The organism is Streptomyces sp. DG2A-72 (assembly GCF_030499575.1).
In the GTDB taxonomy this organism is placed as follows: Bacteria; Actinomycetota; Actinomycetes; order Streptomycetales; family Streptomycetaceae; genus Streptomyces.
In genome coordinates this window covers 3,377,746-3,394,136 of sequence record NZ_JASTLC010000001.1, presented here as the reverse complement: position 1 = coordinate 3,394,136, position 16,391 = coordinate 3,377,746, and the positions used below count along the sequence as shown (strand labels likewise).

14 protein-coding genes and 2 tRNA genes are annotated in these 16,391 nt (G+C 68.4%); 11 read left to right on the top strand and 5 right to left on the bottom strand.

The window, feature by feature from the left end; translation table 11 throughout:
- Window positions 1–105 precede the first annotated feature (105 nt).
- Window positions 106–2,016 carry a serine/threonine-protein kinase gene (locus tag QQY66_RS16120; protein ID WP_301987336.1) on the top strand — a complete coding sequence of 637 codons (1,911 nt, stop codon included), beginning with the start codon at window positions 106–108 and terminating at the stop codon, window positions 2,014–2,016.
- A gap of 29 nt (window positions 2,017–2,045) precedes the next feature.
- Here QQY66_RS16120 and QQY66_RS16115 read toward each other — a convergent pair whose 3' ends face one another.
- The gene (locus QQY66_RS16115) at window positions 2,046–3,479 is read right to left on the bottom strand and encodes an amino acid permease (protein ID WP_301981035.1); all 1,434 of its coding nucleotides are present in this window, start codon (window positions 3,477–3,479) and stop codon (window positions 2,046–2,048) included.
- Between the two features lie 215 nt (window positions 3,480–3,694).
- Between QQY66_RS16115 and QQY66_RS16110 the strand changes: the two genes are divergently transcribed.
- Both QQY66_RS16110 and QQY66_RS16105 read left to right on the top strand, forming a co-directional pair.
- Window positions 3,695–4,183, top strand: coding sequence for a ribose-5-phosphate isomerase (locus QQY66_RS16110; RefSeq protein ID WP_301981034.1), 489 nt, complete (start codon window positions 3,695–3,697; stop codon window positions 4,181–4,183).
- A gap of 77 nt (window positions 4,184–4,260) precedes the next feature.
- Window positions 4,261–5,079 carry an Fpg/Nei family DNA glycosylase gene (locus tag QQY66_RS16105; protein WP_301981033.1) on the top strand — a complete coding sequence of 273 codons (819 nt, stop codon included), beginning with the start codon at window positions 4,261–4,263 and terminating at the stop codon, window positions 5,077–5,079.
- A gap of 7 nt (window positions 5,080–5,086) precedes the next feature.
- On the opposite strand, the gene QQY66_RS16100 is transcribed toward QQY66_RS16105, so the two are convergent.
- Window positions 5,087–6,340 carry a GNAT family N-acetyltransferase gene (locus tag QQY66_RS16100; protein WP_301981032.1) on the bottom strand — a complete coding sequence of 418 codons (1,254 nt, stop codon included), beginning with the start codon at window positions 6,338–6,340 and terminating at the stop codon, window positions 5,087–5,089.
- A gap of 162 nt (window positions 6,341–6,502) precedes the next feature.
- Here QQY66_RS16100 and QQY66_RS16095 point away from each other — a divergent pair, with 162 nt between their 5' ends.
- Together QQY66_RS16095 and QQY66_RS16090 are read left to right on the top strand one after the other, a co-directional pair.
- Window positions 6,503–7,684, top strand: coding sequence for a PP2C family protein-serine/threonine phosphatase (locus QQY66_RS16095; RefSeq protein WP_301981031.1), 1,182 nt, complete (start codon window positions 6,503–6,505; stop codon window positions 7,682–7,684).
- Between the two features lie 36 nt (window positions 7,685–7,720).
- The gene (locus QQY66_RS16090) at window positions 7,721–8,173 is read left to right on the top strand and encodes an HD domain-containing protein (protein ID WP_301987335.1); all 453 of its coding nucleotides are present in this window, start codon (window positions 7,721–7,723) and stop codon (window positions 8,171–8,173) included.
- 127 nt (window positions 8,174–8,300) lie between these two features.
- Here the strand turns inward: QQY66_RS16090 and QQY66_RS16085 are convergent, their stop codons facing one another.
- A complete protein-coding gene (locus tag QQY66_RS16085; RefSeq protein ID WP_301981030.1) occupies window positions 8,301–9,464 on the bottom strand; it encodes an acyltransferase family protein in 1,164 nt (387 codons plus the stop codon).
- A 445-nt stretch (window positions 9,465–9,909) separates the two neighbouring features.
- Between QQY66_RS16085 and QQY66_RS16080 the strand changes: the two genes are divergently transcribed.
- On the top strand, window positions 9,910–10,104 hold the full coding sequence (locus tag QQY66_RS16080; protein WP_129802323.1) for a hypothetical protein: 195 nt from the start codon (window positions 9,910–9,912) through the stop codon (window positions 10,102–10,104).
- Between the two features lie 89 nt (window positions 10,105–10,193).
- On the opposite strand, the gene QQY66_RS16075 is transcribed toward QQY66_RS16080, so the two are convergent.
- Window positions 10,194–10,267: transfer RNA gene (locus QQY66_RS16075), tRNA-Gly, on the bottom strand.
- A gap of 131 nt (window positions 10,268–10,398) precedes the next feature.
- Here QQY66_RS16075 and QQY66_RS16070 point away from each other — a divergent pair.
- The 5 genes from QQY66_RS16070 to clpX all read left to right on the top strand — a co-directional run bounded on the left by QQY66_RS16070 (window position 10,399) and on the right by clpX (window position 15,251).
- A tRNA-Pro gene (locus QQY66_RS16070) sits at window positions 10,399–10,475 on the top strand.
- A 177-nt stretch (window positions 10,476–10,652) separates the two neighbouring features.
- The gene (gene tig / locus QQY66_RS16065; RefSeq protein WP_301981029.1) at window positions 10,653–12,047 is read left to right on the top strand and encodes a trigger factor; all 1,395 of its coding nucleotides are present in this window, start codon (window positions 10,653–10,655) and stop codon (window positions 12,045–12,047) included.
- Between the two features lie 386 nt (window positions 12,048–12,433).
- Window positions 12,434–13,048: an ATP-dependent Clp protease proteolytic subunit gene (locus QQY66_RS16060; RefSeq protein WP_301981028.1), complete on the top strand. Its 615-nt coding sequence runs from the start codon at window positions 12,434–12,436 to the stop codon at window positions 13,046–13,048.
- Window positions 13,049–13,099: 51 nt separating this feature from the next.
- A complete protein-coding gene (locus tag QQY66_RS16055) occupies window positions 13,100–13,780 on the top strand; it encodes an ATP-dependent Clp protease proteolytic subunit (protein WP_301981026.1) in 681 nt (226 codons plus the stop codon).
- Between the two features lie 184 nt (window positions 13,781–13,964).
- Complete coding sequence (clpX, locus tag QQY66_RS16050; protein WP_301981025.1) at window positions 13,965–15,251, top strand: ATP-dependent Clp protease ATP-binding subunit ClpX; 1,287 nt, start codon at window positions 13,965–13,967, stop codon at window positions 15,249–15,251.
- A gap of 74 nt (window positions 15,252–15,325) precedes the next feature.
- Here the strand turns inward: clpX and QQY66_RS16045 are convergent, their stop codons facing one another.
- The gene (locus QQY66_RS16045; RefSeq protein ID WP_301981024.1) at window positions 15,326–16,306 is read right to left on the bottom strand and encodes a hypothetical protein; all 981 of its coding nucleotides are present in this window, start codon (window positions 16,304–16,306) and stop codon (window positions 15,326–15,328) included.
- Between the last annotated feature and the right edge of the window lie 85 nt (window positions 16,307–16,391).

Below are 16,391 nucleotides of genomic sequence, written 5' to 3'. Positions count from 1 at the left end.
GGCCTGAAGTGTGACCATTGTGTTTCAGACGAGGAGTAGTTGAGGGGGTGCAGCGGATTGCCGGGGAATACGGAAAACACGAGGAGCGGCGGGGTTCCTGGGTTACTGGTGACGGGGCGCTACCGATTGGTCGAAAGTATTGGCCAGGGGGGAATGGGGCGGGTGTGGCGAGCCGCCGATGAAATGCTCGATCGTCAGGTCGCCGTGAAGGAAATGCGCATCGACGGCCTCGATGCCGAGGACGCGCGCACCCGCCGGGAACGCACCCTGCGTGAGGCCAGGGCCACCGCCCGGATCGACCACCCCAACGTCGTGCGGGTGTATGACGTGGTCGACGAGGGTGAACGCCTGTGGATCGTCATGGAGTTGATCGCCGGCCGCTCCCTGGAACGGATCATGGCCGAGGACGGGCCGCTCGGACAGCGCGAGGCGGCACGGATCGGACTCGGCCTGGTGGAGGCGCTGCGCCAGGTGCACGCACGCGGCGTGCTGCACCGCGACATCAAACCCGGGAACGTCCTGGTCGAGAGCGGCGGACAGCGCGTCGTCCTCACCGACTTCGGCATCGCCGCCATCCAGGACGCCAAGGCGCTCACCATGGCCGGCATGCTGGTCGGCTCGCCCGACTACATGGCCCCCGAGCGCGTCTCCGGCCGCCCCCAGGGCCCGCCCTCCGACATCTGGTCCCTCGGCGCGACACTCTGCGCGGCGATGGGCGGCCGATCCCCCTTCTCCCGCGACACCACCCTGGCCACGCTGCACGCGGTGTTGTACGAGGAGCCCGAAATCCCCTCCTCCGCAGGCATGTTGGCCACGATCCTGGCCGCCCTCCTGGAGAAGGAGCCGTCGGTCCGGCCGGGCCTGGACGACCTGGAGTCCACGCTGCGTTCCGTCGCCGCGGAGAGCGACACCGGCGCCGCACCACAAGCCGTAGAAGGAGAAGAGGAACAGAAGCAGGAAGCGGCGCACACGCGCGCGGAACCGGAGCCACAGGACGCTGCCCCGCAGCCGCCGGAGTCACCCACTCCGGCCCTCATCGAGCCCCACCGCATCCCCGCCCCGCGCGACCCCAGGCAGTCGCGACCCGAACCCGTCGAGGACGCGAAACCTCCCCAGCCCCACCCTCAGCCACAACGACGTGCCGACACCCACGACTTCGGTCGCAGCCGCACCTCTGTCCCCGCCTCCGACCCTGCCCCCACTCCCGCATCCGCCTCCACTGAAGCCGCCTCCGAGTTGCGCTCGGAGACGCGCTCCGAGACCCCGTCCGCCAACTCGGCGGCACGCGGCAGGACCGGTGTCTCCTTCGTACGCGCCGAGGCGGCGACGCACGAGCACAGTCCGCCGTACGCCGCCCAGCCGGTCGCGATGCCGCCCGGCGAACTCCCGGGCCCCGCCGTCCCGGCCGGCCCCGGACGGGGACGCCGTCGTACGGGCCCGCTGGCGGCCGTGGCAGCGGTCACCGCCGGGGCCGTGATCGCGGTCGTCCTGGTGCTGAACTCCGGGTCGCCGGACGACAAGAAGGCGGGAGCGTCCACGCCCCCGCGCGACACGCCCTCGTCGACCGTAGAAGGCACCTCCAGGCCGCAGACCCTGCCGCCGGGTGCCCGGAAGGAAGCGGGCGGATACGCCTGGGTGCCGCCCGACGGCTGGCGGCGGGATACGAAGACCGGCTCGGAGGTGCACTACACGTCCCCCGACGCCGAACAGGAACTCGCCACCAAGTCCTCGCTGGCCCGCGGCGACCTGTTGGAGAACTGGGAGACCTCGGAGCAGAACGCCCGCCGAGGACAGGCGTACCAGAAGATCCGCCTGCAGAAGACGACCTTCCGGGGCTACCCGGCGGTCGTCTGGGAGTACACCTTCACGCTCAAGGGCGTCCCCTGGCACGCCCAGTTGCTGGGCTTCACCGTGGAGGGAAAGACGTACCAGGTCAACACGTGGTACCAGCCGGACATCGAGGCGCAGGCGCTGAAGACGTACAAGAAGGTCAAGAACACCTTCACCGTGCTGTGAGGGAGCCCCCCGGGGCTCCCTCAGCCTGTTCAGACGGTCGTACGCCTGCGGGCCGCCTTCTCCTTCGCGAAGGCGATGGCCAGTACGACCGCGGCGACCAGCAGCGACAGCAGTACCGTCTTGCGTCCGTCGTGCTCGGTGTCGGTGAGCATGTAGCCGAGGACGAACACGATCAGCGCGGCCGTGGCCCAGGTCAGATACGGGTACAGCCACATCCGGACGACCAGCTTCTCCGGTGCCTCGGCCTGGATGATCTTCCGCATGCGCAGCTGCGAGAAGCAGATGACGAGCCAGACGAACAGCGCCACGGCGCCGGAGGAGTTGACCAGGAAGAGGAAGACGGAGTCCGGGAACTTGTAGTTGAAGAAGACCGCGACGAAGCCGAAGACGACGGAGGCGATGATCGCCGCGAGCGGCACACCACGGTTGGTGGTCCTCGCGAAGGCCTTGGGCGCGTCACCGCGCTGGCCGAGCGAGAAGGCCATGCGGGAGGCCGTGTAGAGGCCGGAGTTGAGGCAGGACAGCACCGAGGTCAGCACGATGAAGTTCATGATCTGACCGGCGTGCGGGATGCCGAGGGAGTTGAGAGCGGCGACGTAGGAACCGTCGTCGGCGATCGACTTGCTGTCCCACGGGAGCAGGGAGACCACGACGAAGATCGAGCCGAGGTAGAAGACGGCGACCCGCCAGATGATGCTGTTGGTGGCCTTGGTGACGGCCTGCTGCGGGTTCTCGGACTCACCGGCGGCGAGCGTGGCGATCTCGCTTCCCATGAAGGAGAAGACGACGAGCAGCACACCGGTGAGGATCGCGCCCGGCCCGTTCGGCAGGAATCCGCCGTGGTCGGTGAGGTTGCTCAGCCCGGCCTGCTCGCTGTCGACGCCCGGCAGCAGCCCGAACACGGCCAGCCCGCCGATCACGATGAACGCGGCGATCGCCACGACCTTGATCCCGGCGAACCAGAACTCGAACTCGCCGTACGACCCGACGGAGACGAGGTTGGTGGCGGTCAGCACCACCATCACGATCAGGGCCCAGGCCCACTGCGGGACGGCGGGTATCCAGCCCTCCAGGATCACCGCACCGGCGGTCGCCTCGACGGCCAGCACCACGACCCAGAAGAACCAGTACAGCCAGCCGATGGAGAACCCGGCCCAGCGCCCGAGCGCCCGGTCGGCGTGCGCCGAGAACGAACCCGAGGTCGGGTTGGCCGCCGACATCTCACCGAGCATCCGCATCACCAGCACCACGAGCGTGCCGACGAGGGCGTACGACAGGAGGATGCCGGGTCCGGCGGTGGCGATACCGGAACTGGAGCCGACGAAGAGCCCGGCTCCGATGACACCGCCGATGGCGATCATCGACAGATGGCGGTTCTTGAGACCTGCCTGGAGGCCGGTACCGGGATCGCCGGTGGCTCCTGGGTCCTTGCTGGCCTTGGAAAGGGTCGGCTGCGAGGTCATAGAGGGGATTTCCTTTGCGCCGGACGAGCAGACTCCGTGCGAGCGGGGCACGGGGGCGTACGAATCGGTCCAGTGAATCGGAGGCGAACAGATTATTGAACCTTTGATTCCAGATCGTTACTTGAGGTTTCCCTGAGGTTCTGTAGTGTTGCTCACACTTTTCCTGGCCCGGCCCCGAGGCTGCCGCCCGGAAACACCCGTGTCACACTCTCCCCATGCGCGTGTATCTCGGCTCCGACCATGCGGGCTTCGAACTCAAGAACCACCTCGTCGAGTGGCTCAAGGCGGCCGGCCACGACCCCGTGGACTGCGGCCCCCACATCTACGACGCCCAGGACGACTACCCGCCCTTCTGCCTCCGCGCCGCCGAGCGCACCGCGGCCGACCCCGACTCCCTCGGCATCGTGATCGGCGGCTCCGGCAACGGCGAGCAGATCGCCGCGAACAAGGTCAAGGGGGTCCGTGCGGCCCTCGCCTGGAGCGAGGAGACGGCGTCGCTCGGCCGGCAGCACAACAACGCCAACGTCGTCGCGGTGGGCGCGCGCATGCACACGACGGAGGAGGCGACCAAGTTCGTCGAGACCTTCCTCGGCACACCGTTCTCGGGCGACGAGCGCCATGCGCGGCGGATCGAGATGCTGGGCGACTACGAGACGACGGGCGCCCTCCCGCCGATCCCGGCGCACCACCCGCAGCAGAACTAGCCTCTTGGGGGTGCCCCCTCTGGGGGAGTTTGAGGAGCGGGGTCTGGGGCGGAGCCCCAGGGAAAGGATCGCGGGACTTGCCCGAAGGCCACACAATTCACCGGCTGGCGCTGGATTACAGGGACCGCTTCTCCGGCCGTACAACCCACGTCACCAGCCCCCAGGGCAAGTTCTCCGACGCCGCCACCCTCCTGACCGGCGAAGTCCTCCGTACCGCCGACGCCCACGGCAAGCACCTCTTCCTCGGCTTCCGGGACGCCGACTGGATCCATATCCACCTCGGCCTCTTCGGCAAGGTCAACTTCGGCGACGCCCCCGCACCCCCGCCGACGGACACCGTCCGCCTCCGCCTCGCGAACAGCACGTCGTACGTCGATCTCCGCGGCCCCACGACCTGCGCCCTGATCACGGACGCCGAGAAGGACGCGATACACGCCCGTCTCGGCCCGGACCCCCTGCGCACGGACGCCGACCGGGAGGCGGCCTACCGGCGTATCTCCCGCAGCCGCACCACCATCGCCGCGCTCCTCATGGACCAGAAGGTCATCGCCGGCGTCGGCAACGTCTACCGTGCCGAGGTCCTGTTCCGGCACGGCATCGACCCGTACCGCGAAGGCAAGGACATCACCCCGGCCGAGTGGGACGCGATCTGGACCGACCTCGTCGAGCTGATGCGCGAGGGCGTCCGCAACAACCGGATCGACACCGTCCGCTCGGAGCACACCCCGGAGGCGATGGGCCGCCCGCCCCGCGTCGACGACCACGGCGGCGAGGTCTACGTGTACCGCAGGGCCACCCTGCCCTGCCACATCTGTGGCGGCGAGATCCGCACCGCCGATCTCGCCGCCCGTAACCTCTTCTGGTGCCCCAACTGCCAGAGCTGCCAGCGGAGTTGATCAGACGTCAGAACCCGTGCGGCAGCCAGGGCGCCACGGTTGACGCGAACGCCACGGACGCTTCCGCCAGCGCCCCGTCCCGCAGCTCCCGCACCCGCCCGGCCGCCCCCAGCGCGCCCAGGGTCACGCCGCCGAGATATGCCGCCCCCAACTCCCGTACGGACAGGGCGAGATCGGCCGCGTCCTCCGTACGCGCGCAGGACGCCCCCTTCGCATCGCCGGTGAGCCGCCAACGCCCCGTGTTCCAGGGGCAGAAGGCGTCCTCGACCTCGAACACCACGTCCACCGGGGCCTGATACCTCCGCGCCTCGAGCGCCGCCCCCACATCCACCAGCCGTACGTGCAGCGAGTCCCGCACCTGCAGCGAACACCGCCGGATGTCGGACACCATGTACTGCCACGCCTCGTCCAGCGGCCGCCCGCGCGCACTCAGCGTCGAGGTGAGGTCGATGTCGCACAGGAAACGCCACAGCGCCGCGTGCGCCGCGGGGTCCACCCCGAAGGCGTCCCGCAGCTGCACGGTGCCCCTGGGCCCGGTGATGTCCCACTCGGGCTTCACATGGAAGCGCGCATACCCGACGACCTCGCCGTCCCGCTCCGCCACCACACACTGCAGCGTTGACGCACCCTCCCGTTCGCTCTCCGGGTCGAGCAGCCCGGCCCGCGCCCAGCCCGGCTGCCTGGCCAGCATGCCCGGCCGCAGCGACACCTCCCGCGCGTACACCGCCTCGCATACGTCGAGCACGTCGGCCGGCGCCGCGTACCGCAGCCGTACGTCGTCGGTGCCGGGCGGCACGGACAGCCGTACACGACTCGTGTCGATCTCGACGTTGGCGTGAAACGTCGCGACGCCATACCCGAACCGCCCGTAGATCTCCGGCTCGGAGGCGGTCAGTACGGCGAGCGGCTCGCCCCAGGAACGGACGTCGTCCAGCTGCCGCCGCATCATCGACGTCAGCACACCGCGCCGCCGGTGGGTGGCGGCCACGCTGACCATGGTGACGCCCGCCGCGGGCACCGAGGCGCCGCCGGGCACGGTCAGCCGGAAGGTGAACGCGCCGGCCGTGCCGACGCACTGGTCACCGTCCCAGGCGCCGATCGAGCGGTCCAATTCCGTGAGCGAGTTCCACAGCTCCCGCTCCTCGGCCGGCTCCGGGACCCCGCCGAAGGCGCGGATCAGGGTGTCGTAGAAGGTGTTCCACTCGTCCTGCCGCAGCACCCGCAGGTCGGTCATGGCGCCCGTCGCGCTGTCTGTGCCCATGGCCCATGCCTATCAGGGCGTTGCGGAACCGGCGAGGGAATTTCGCCGGGGCGGGGGCGCGACGGGTTTCTGTGAAGTTCACTGTGAAGTCCAGCCTCGGACGGGGGACAAGTGGGACCTCCCGTGCCAAGCGGCTGGTCGGATGGATAGGGTCCCGAACTAATGGCAGCAGGACGAGAGCGGCGCACGGCGGCCGAGACGTTCACGGCCCGGTTGAAGATGCACTGGCACCGGGCCCGCACCGGCCTGCGCAGAAGCGCCGTCGACTACTTCCGCGGCGACGGCTCGGACTGGATCGCGCTGGCCGGACTGCTGCTCACCATCCCGCTGATCGCGATCACCACGCTCGCCAACTCGGTGTGGTGCTCACCGGCCGCGCTGGTCCTTCCCATCGTCGCGGGCGGGCTGCTGCTGCGCCCCGCCAGCCTGCTCGGCCTCTACGCGGCGGCGGCGACCGCGCTGATCGTGGAGTCGGTGCAGCTCGGGCCGTACACGGAAGGGCCGTCCCGAGTGACGCCGGGTGTGGTGCTGGTGGTCGCCGCCTGCGGGTTCTTCGGGCTGCTGATCGCACAGTTCCGCAGCCGGGTCGGCGTGCCCTGGCGGCGCGGCGGCACGATGCTGTTCGACCTGCGGGAACGTATCCGGGTGCAGAGCAAGCTGCCGAAGCTGCCGATGGCATGGCACCGCGAGATGGCGCTGCGGCCGGCCGGCGGGCAGTCCTTCTCGGGCGACTTCGTGGTGGCCGCCCGCACGAACGGCGGGCGCACGCTCGAAGTCGTCCTCACCGACGTCTCCGGCAAGGGCATGGACGCGGCATCACGGGCGCTGCTGCTGTCGGGCGCGTTCGGCGGCCTGCTCGGCAGCCTGCCGCCGCACGCCTTCCTCCCCGCCGCCAACGGCTATCTCCTGCGCCAGGACTGGGACGAGGGCTTCGCCACCTCCATCCACCTCGTCCTCGACCTCGACTCCGGCGACTACGAGCTGTACTCCGCCGGACATCCACCGGGGCTCCAGCTCAGCGCGGGCAACGGACGCTGGGAGGAGAAGGCGGCCGAGGGGCCGTTGCTGGGCGTGTACGACGGTGCCCAGTTCGACCCGGTGAAGGGGTCTTTGCGCCCCGGTGACGTGTTGATGCTGTTCACCGACGGTCTGGTGGAAACATCCGAACGCGACATCGTCGAGGGCATCGACCGCCTCACCGGCGAGGCCGACCGCTATGTCGCCGGCGGATTCCACGGCGCTGCCTGGCATCTCATCGAGGCAGTGGCGAAGGACGTCAACGACGACCGGGCGCTGCTGCTGATCTGCCGCGAGGGGCCGACGGCTCAGGCCCTTGCCCGCTGAGGGGGGACTCACACTGGAGGGGTGACTCCAACGCCCATGACCCTCCCCGAAGTAGAAGCCCTGGCCCGCGCCGCCCACCAGGACCAGACCGACAAGGCCGGACGGCCCTACGCCGAACACCTGAGGGCCGTCGCCGAGGGCGTACGCGCGCGGGGCGGGGACGACGAGCAGATCGCGGCGGCCTGGCTGCACGACGCCGTGGAGGACGACAAGCTCTCCGAGCAGTGGCTGGACGAGGCCGCGCTGAGCCGTCGTACGAAGGACATCGTGCGCGCGGTCACCAAGCGGGCCGGGGAACCCCCCGAGGCGTACGCCGCGCGCATTCTCGCCACCCCGGGCGCCCTGCTGGTCAAGGAGGCGGACCTGGCGCACAACGCGGACCCGGCGCGGCTCGCCGTACTCGACGCGGCCACCCGCACACGACTGACCGAGAAGTACGCACGGATGCGCGCACTTCTCGGTCTGAAGGGTGAATCGAACGGCGGCTGAGCGGCCCTGGCGAAATCAGCTGGGTTCGGCAGCGCCCCCGAAGGGGCGCGGGGCTGAGTCGATATGCGGCTCCGCCGCGTGGGCGCGACCAGCCACAACGGACCCGCAGACGATCGACGGCCTAGCGTTACACGTCCCGCGGAGCGCTACGTGCCTTCTCGCGTTCCCGGGCCAGCTCGGCCGCGTCCCGCTTGAACGCCCACTCCATTTTCGGCTCCATCGCGAACCGGAACACCCGCCGCACCGGCGCCGTGCAGAGCAGGGTCACGACGGCCGCCGCGAGGACGGTCACGGTGATCTCGCCGAGCGGCCGGTGCAGCCAGGCGTGGTCGAACCAGCCCTGGTAGTCACCGGCCTTGACCAGGAATCCGTGCAGCAGATAGCCGTACAGCGTGCCCGCGCCGAGCGCCGTGAACCACATGTGGCGGCGCGGCACCCAGGCGAAGAAGCAGGCGGTCAGCAGCATCGAGCAGCCGAACATCGCCAGCACCATCACCGGCCCCGCCCACCAGGGAGCGCCCAGGTTCTGCGCGGCGTCACGGTGGTAGAACCACGCGGTGTTCATCCGCGGCACGGCCCACCAGCCGACCACCAGGGCCGCCGCGAACACCGGCACGGACGCGATCCGCACCGAACGCCGGCGCACCAGCTGGAAGTGCTCGGGCTTCATGCACAGACCCAGCACGAAGTACGGCAGGAACTGCAACACCCGCTGCAGATCCAGGTCGTTGCCGATCTCCGGGGTCACCGACGCCAGCATGGCGATGCCGAGCGCGAGCGGCAGCGGCCGGCGCACGAGCTTCCAGATCGGGGTCGTCATCCGCCAGATGAACAGCGCGCACAGGAACCAGGTGAGATACCAGGGGTCGAGAAGACTGATCTCCTGGCCGGGATCGCCGGCGACGACACGCTTGAAGAGCGGATAGGCCGTCTCGAAGAGGATGTACGGCACCGCCACACCGGTGATCAATCGCTTCAGCCGGTCCGGGCGCATGTCGAAACTGCGCGAGAAAAAGCCGGAGATGACGATGAAGGCCGGCATGTGGAACGAGTACACGACCGAGTACACGGCTTCCAGGATCCGGCTGTCGGCCTTGAGCGGTTCCCAGGAGTGGCCGATCGCGACCAGCACGATCGCCAGATACTTGGCGTTGTCGAAGAAAGCGTCGCGCTGCTGTTTCTGCTGTCTCTGCGGTGCTCCCGTACTCGGCGCTCCCGGTGTCGGCGACTGTGCCGGGGGGAGCGGCGTTCGGTTGTGACCGCTGGTGGAGGGCGTGGCGGCGTGGAACATCTGAGGCACCCTAGCGTTGCCCGTGGGTTCTCGTAAAACCCCGACGTCATTCCTGCTTTTCCACCGCGACCGCTTGTGTTTGCCAGAAGTTGGCATGGGCGGATGGCGTGACGGTGAACACAGTGAGTCACTTGCGCCGAGCGACGGAATGTCCGCTTCCGTTGCCTTTGTGTGCAACAAATCGAATTCCCTGCGAACGCGTTGTGTGGACAACGAAACGAACCGGCCGAATTCCTTGCGCGGTTGACTGGCGAATTGTGTCGCAAGCTGTGCCAGAGGTGTGAGTTCGTACGGACAGATCCAGACTTGTCGGATACGGGTGTGGCAGACGATACGTCACGGGCCGCATACCGGGGCCCCGTTGGTGGCACGATGGTTCTGGCGGGGGTGCGCGGGGCGGCATCCCAGGCCGGGAGAGCGGATCCGACCGAGGGTGTGATCAGTTGTGGCCATTTCACTGTCAGTGGTGCTGCTATTGGCGATCATCCTGGTGGTGATGATCCGGGCAGGGAACATCAAGGCCGGCCCCGCGATCGTCGCGGTCCTCTTCGGCTTCTTCCTCGCCTCGACGGGTATGGCCGACGACATCCAGCGCTTCCTCGACTCGATAGCCCAGACCATCAACGAGATCCAGTTCTGACCGGCCGGCCTCGGTGCGGATCCGCCGATCTTGAGGCGGGCGGACTCGTGACATGCAAAAGGGCCCGGTTCCGAAGAACCGGGCCCTCGTGGAGCGGGCGACGGGAATCGAACCCGCGTAGCTAGTTTGGAAGACTAGGGCTCTACCATTGAGCTACGCCCGCACAGCACGCGCCGCAGGTCAGGTGACCGCGGCACTGCAGGCATCGTAGCGGGTCGTGCCGCCTCACCGCACACCCCATAATTGCGGCAGCCGCACCGCCTGCGGGCATGTACCCTACGTCTCGCACCAGCACGGGGTGTGGCGCAGCTTGGTAGCGCGTCCGCTTTGGGAGCGGAAGGCCGTGGGTTCAAATCCCGCCACCCCGACCACGTACGGATCACCTCGCATGATCGCCTTTGGGGCGTCCGGCGGCTACGGCTACTATGCAAGCTGCGCGTCCGTGTGTCTCGGCAGTGAAGATCACTGAAGTCCTCCGGGCGGCGAAATCCGCCGGACCAGTCTGGCTCCGGCAGAAACCAAGAAGTCAGCCACAAGGAGACCGAACCGTGAAGAGCGCCGTGGAGACCCTGAACCCGACCCGGGTTCGGCTCACTGTCGAGGTGCCCTTCGAGGAGCTCAAGGACAGCCTCGACGCGGCGTACAAGAAGATCAACCAGCAGGTCACGGTGAAGGGCTTCCGTAAGGGCAAGATCCCGGCCCGCATCATCGACCAGCGGTTCGGCCGCGGTGCGGTTCTGGAGGAGGCCGTCAACGACGCGCTGCCGAAGTTCTACACCGAGGCGGTCAACGAGGCCGAGATCGATGTCCTGGGCCAGCCCGAGGTCGACATCACGGAGCTGAAGGACGGCGAGACGCTGAACTTCACCGCCGAGGTCGACATCCGCCCGACCCTGGAGATCCCGGACTTCTCCGGCATCGAGGTCGAGGTCGACGCCGTCGAGGTGACGGACGACGACATCGCGCAGTCGGTCGAGCAGCTCCGCGAGCGCTTCGCCTCCACCTCCCCGGTCGAGCGTGCCGCCGAGGACGGCGACGTCGTCACCCTCGACCTGGAGGCCAAGGTCGAGGGCGAGGTCCTCGAGGACGGCGTGGCGAGCGGTGTCTCCTACACGATCGGCTCCGGCGAGCTCCTCGACGGCATCGACGACGCCGTGAAGGGCCTGGAGGCCGGTGGCGAGGCCACCTTCACCTCCGAGCTCAAGGGCGGCTCCGCGGCCGGCAAGGAGGCCGAGGTCACCGTCAAGGTCTCCCAGGTCGCCGCGCGCGAGCTCCCCGAGCTGGACGACGACTTCGCGCAGCTCGCCTCCGAGTTCGACACCCTGGACGAGCTCAAGGCCGACAGCCGCAAGCGCCTCGAGAACATGAAGCAGTACGACCAGGCCACGCAGGCCCAGGAGCGCGTCCTGGAGAAGCTGCTCGAGCTGGTCGAGGTGCCCGTCCCCGAGAAGCTGCTCGAGGACGAGATCAACACCCGTAAGCACAACCTCGAGCACCACCAGCTCGGCCAGATGGGCCTCGACCTCCCGAAGTACCTGGAGATCCAGGGCAAGACCGAGGAAGAGTTCGAGACCGAGACCCGCGAAGCCGCGGTCAAGGGCATCAAGACCCAGTTCGTGCTCGACGAGCTCGTCAAGCAGGAGAAGCTCAACGTCAACCAGGAGGAGCTCACCGAGCACCTCATGCGGCGCGCCGCCTCCTCCGGCATGTCCCCCGACCAGTTCGCCCAGGCCGTCGTCGAGGGCGGCCAGGTCCCCCTCCTGGTCGGCGAGGTGGCCCGCGGCAAGGCCCTGGCCGTCGTCGTCGAGAAGGCCACCGTCAAGGACACCAACGGCGAGATCATCGACCTGGACGACGAGGACGAGGCCGAGCAGGCCACGGAGACGGCCGAGGCCGCGGAGGGCGCCGCCGACGCCGAGCCCGAGGAGAAGCCCGAGGGCTGAGCCCACGGCGCCTGGTAGGTCGTAGGGAGGGCTCTTGGGTGTTGTGAACCCAGGGGCCCTTCTGTCGTGCGGCGGGGCAGCCAACCTGGGGGCGCGGGGCTGTATCGATATGCGGCTCCGCCGCGTGGGCGCGACCAGCCACACACGACCCGCATCCGCCCACGTACCCGCACAATCACGGCGAGTAGCCAGCACCCCACCCGCCGGACCCTCTACGCCCCCGGCGAACACTCACCTCTCCGGGATTCCCCAAAGGGACCAGCGCGTTAGGGTCCATGAATACGGGGCCCAGCAATCTCGGCCGAACCCGGCCGAACCGCCGGAGGCCCCCGCAGGGAACACGTGAAGACGGCCCGGCGCCGTCGTTTAGACGAGCAGGTGGATACGTGACGAATCTGATGCCTACAGCCGCCGGCGAGCCTTCCATCGGTGGCCTCGGCGACCAGGTCTACAACCGGCTGCTCAACGAGCGGATCATCTTCCTCGGCCAGCCGGTCGACGACGACATCGCGAACAAGATCACCGCGCAGCTGCTGCTCCTTGCCGCTGACCCGGACAAGGACATCAACCTCTACGTCAACAGCCCCGGCGGCTCGATCACGGCCGGCATGGCGATCTACGACACCATGCAGTTCATCAAGAACGACGTGGTGACGATCGCGATGGGCCTCGCCGCCTCGATGGGTCAGTTCCTCCTCAGCGCGGGTACCCCGGGCAAGCGCTTCGCGCTCCCGAACGCCGAGATCCTGATCCACCAGCCCTCCGCGGGCCTCGCCGGTTCGGCCTCGGACATCAAGATCCACGCCGAGCGGCTGCTGCACACCAAGAAGCGCATGGCCGAGCTGACGGCCTTCCACACCGGCCAGACCATCGAGCAGATCACCCGTGACTCCGACCGCGACCGGTGGTTCGACGCCGACGAGGCCAAGGAGTACGGCCTGATCGACGATGTCATCACGCACGCCGCGAGCTTGCCGGGCGGCGGCGGCACCGGGGCCTGAGGCCCCCGCGCAGCCCCCAGCCGACCGCCTCAGCCTTCTAGGAGACAGACAGTGAACGACTTCCCCGGCAGCGGGATGTACGACCGCGCACGCGCCGAGAGCACGGTGCCCGTCGCCGAGTCCCGGTACGTCATCCCCCGCTTCGTCGAGCGCACCTCGCAGGGCATCCGCGAGTACGACCCGTACGCGAAGCTCTTCGAGGAGCGCGTGATCTTCCTCGGCGTGCAGATCGACGACGCCTCCGCCAACGACGTCATGGCACAGCTGCTGTGCCTGGAGTCGATGGACCCCGACCGGGACATCTCGGTCTACATCAACAGCCCCGGCGGCTCCTTCACGGCGCTGACTGCGATCTACGACACGATGCAGTTCGTGAAGCCGGACGTCCAGACCGTCTGCATGGGCCAGGCGGCCTCCGCCGCGGCCGTTCTGCTCGCGGCCGGCTCGCCCGGCAAGCGCATGGCGCTGCCGAACGCCCGCATCCTGATCCACCAGCCGTACAGCGAGACGGGCCGCGGTCAGGTCTCCGACCTGGAGATTGCCGCGAACGAAATCCTCCGGATGCGCTCGCAGCTGGAGGAGATGCTGGCCAAGCACTCCACCACGCCGATCGAGAAGATCCGCGAGGACATCGAGCGCGACAAGATCCTCACGGCCGAGGACGCGCTGTCGTACGGCCTGATCGATCAGATCATCTCGACCCGGAAGATGAACAACGAATCGGTGCGCTGACGCGGAAGGCTGTATCGTCTGCCGCTCCTTGGCACGGTTCGGCACTGTGCACGACAAAGTGCGCGTCGAAGTGAACCGTGCCAAGGGGGGCCCGAACGAGGGCCCCGGCAAGGTACCGTCGGACATAAGGCAGCACCAGGAGCCGCTGGACCTAGGCGTCTCCCAGGCGAAGGGGAAGCACACCGTGGCACGCATCGGTGACGGCGGCGATCTGCTCAAGTGCTCGTTCTGCGGCAAGAGCCAGAAGCAGGTCAAGAAGCTCATCGCAGGCCCCGGTGTGTACATCTGCGACGAGTGCATCGATCTCTGCAACGAGATCATCGAGGAAGAGCTCGCGGAGACCAGCGAGGTGCGCTGGGAGGAACTCCCCAAACCGCGCGAGATCTACGAGTTCCTCGAGGGCTACGTGGTCGGCCAGGAGGCCGCCAAGAAGGCGCTCTCCGTCGCGGTGTACAACCACTACAAGCGGGTCCAGGCCGGCGAGAACGGCGGCGCCCAAAGCCGCGAGGACGCCATCGAGTTGGCGAAGTCCAACATCCTGCTGCTCGGCCCCACGGGCTCCGGCAAGACCCTGCTGGCCCAGACCCTCGCACGCATGCTCAACGTCCCGTTCGCCATCGCCGACGCGACGGCGCTGACGGAGGCCGGGTACGTCGGCGAGGACGTCGAGAACATCCTGCTGAAGCTCATCCAGGCGGCCGACTACGACGTCAAGAAGGCCGAGACCGGGATCATCTACATCGACGAGATCGACAAGGTGGCCCGCAAGAGCGAAAACCCGTCGATCACCAGGGATGTGAGCGGCGAGGGCGTCCAGCAGGCGCTGCTGAAGATCCTTGAAGGCACGACGGCCTCCGTGCCCCCGCAGGGTGGGCGCAAGCACCCCCACCAGGAGTTCATCCAGATCGACACGACGAACGTCCTGTTCATCGTGGGCGGCGCCTTCGCCGGACTGGAGAAGATCATCGAGTCCCGGGCGGGCGCGAAGGGCATCGGCTTCGGCGCGACGATCCGCTCGAAGCGGGAGCTGCAGTCCAAGGACCAGTTCGAGGACGTCATGCCGGAGGACCTGGTCAAGTTCGGCATGATCCCCGAGTTCATCGGCCGCCTCCCCGTCATCACGAGCGTCCACAACCTGGACCGTGAGGCCCTGCTCCAGATCCTGATCGAGCCGCGCAACGCGCTCGTGAAGCAGTATCAGCGCCTCTTCGAACTCGACGGCGTGGAACTCGACTTCGAACGCGAGGCCCTCGAAGCCATCGCCGACCAGGCCATCCTCCGCCAGACCGGCGCCCGCGGCCTGCGCGCCATCATGGAGGAAGTCCTCCAGGGCGTGATGTACGAGATCCCGTCCCGTAAGGACGTGGCCCGCGTCGTCATCACCGCCGAGGTCGTCCACTCGAACGTCAACCCGACCCTGATCCCGCGGGACGCGCGTGGGCGGGGCTCGGGCGAGCAGAAGTCGGCGTAACCGCCGTACGCACATGGCAAGGGGCCCCGGTCAGCCGACCGGGGCCCCTTCGCGCTCGACGGGCGTGCGAGGCGTCAGGCCTTGACGCGGATCTCCTCGCGGAGCTTGCTGGTGAGGTCGGCGGCGACGTCCTTCGTCATGTCCTTGGTGGCGTCACCGGGGGAGACCATGGCCATCGTGCTGTAGTCGGCCCAGGCACAGAACCAGTCGGTCTTCGCCTTCCGCGTGGCCAGGTTGGTGCCCTTGGCCGCCTGGCACTTCATCACCGCACCGTCGATCTCGACCTCTTCGGGGTCGCCGACCAACTCGGTCTTCGGAGCGGCGGTGCTGCCCGAGGACGAGGAGTTGTCCTGGGACTCCTTCTTGATCAGCGCGAAGAACTCGTCCAGGGACGCCTCGGGATCGGCGATCTCACCGTAGGCGCCGATGTAGGTGATGCCCTTGGCCGTCGCGACCTCGCTGGGGTCGGGCGCGGTGGAGGGGTCGCTGGGGTCGTAGTCGCTCAGGTCGGCCGTCGAGTAGATGCCGGAGACCGCGGTGCCGTTCTTGACGCCGCTCTTCGTCAGGTCCTTGGCCGTGTCCGTGCCGGAGCCCTCGGAGTCCTTGGTGAACAGCTTGTACTCGCTGAGCACCGTCTCCGGCGTCGTCAGCTTGTGAGCGCCGTCGTCCTCGATGCCACCCGCGCCGACGCCCCCGCCGATCAGGAAGTACGCACCGACACCGATCGCCGCCACAACGGCCACCGCGCCGATGATGAGGCCCGTCTTCTTCGCGCCGCCGCCCGGAGCCGGCGGCTGCGGGACGCCGTACGGGGCCTGGCCGTACGGGGGCTGCTGGCCGTAGGGCTGCTGCTGGCCGTAGGGAGGGGACTGGGGCGGGACGCCCTGCGGGGGCTGCTGGGGGTAGCCGTAACCGGGCTGGGCGGGCGGAGCCTGCTGGGGGTAGCCATAGCCGGGCTGGGGGGCCTGCGGCGGCTGGCCGTACGGACCCGGCTGGCCGTACGGTCCGGGCTGCTGGGGCTGCCCGCCGTACGGGCCCGGCTGGTTGTAGCTCATTTCTGGGTTCCCCTCCAGATGCTTATGTGTTCCCGACATCCTGGCGCAGACACAGCGCACGCATCGCATCGGGGGGCGCTCCGTT

Coding starts and splice junctions, on each gene's coding strand:
- QQY66_RS16115 (WP_301981035.1), bottom strand. CDS start 3,479: ATGACCTCGCAGCCGACCCTTTCCAAGGCCAGCAAGGACCCAGGAGCC.
- QQY66_RS16110 (WP_301981034.1), top strand. CDS start 3,695: ATGCGCGTGTATCTCGGCTCCGACCATGCGGGCTTCGAACTCAAGAAC.
- QQY66_RS16100 (WP_301981032.1), bottom strand. CDS start 6,340: ATGGGCACAGACAGCGCGACGGGCGCCATGACCGACCTGCGGGTGCTG.
- QQY66_RS16095 (WP_301981031.1), top strand. CDS start 6,503: ATGGCAGCAGGACGAGAGCGGCGCACGGCGGCCGAGACGTTCACGGCC.
- QQY66_RS16090 (WP_301987335.1), top strand. CDS start 7,721: ATGACCCTCCCCGAAGTAGAAGCCCTGGCCCGCGCCGCCCACCAGGAC.
- QQY66_RS16085 (WP_301981030.1), bottom strand. CDS start 9,464: ATGTTCCACGCCGCCACGCCCTCCACCAGCGGTCACAACCGAACGCCG.
- QQY66_RS16045 (WP_301981024.1), bottom strand. CDS start 16,306: ATGAGCTACAACCAGCCGGGCCCGTACGGCGGGCAGCCCCAGCAGCCC.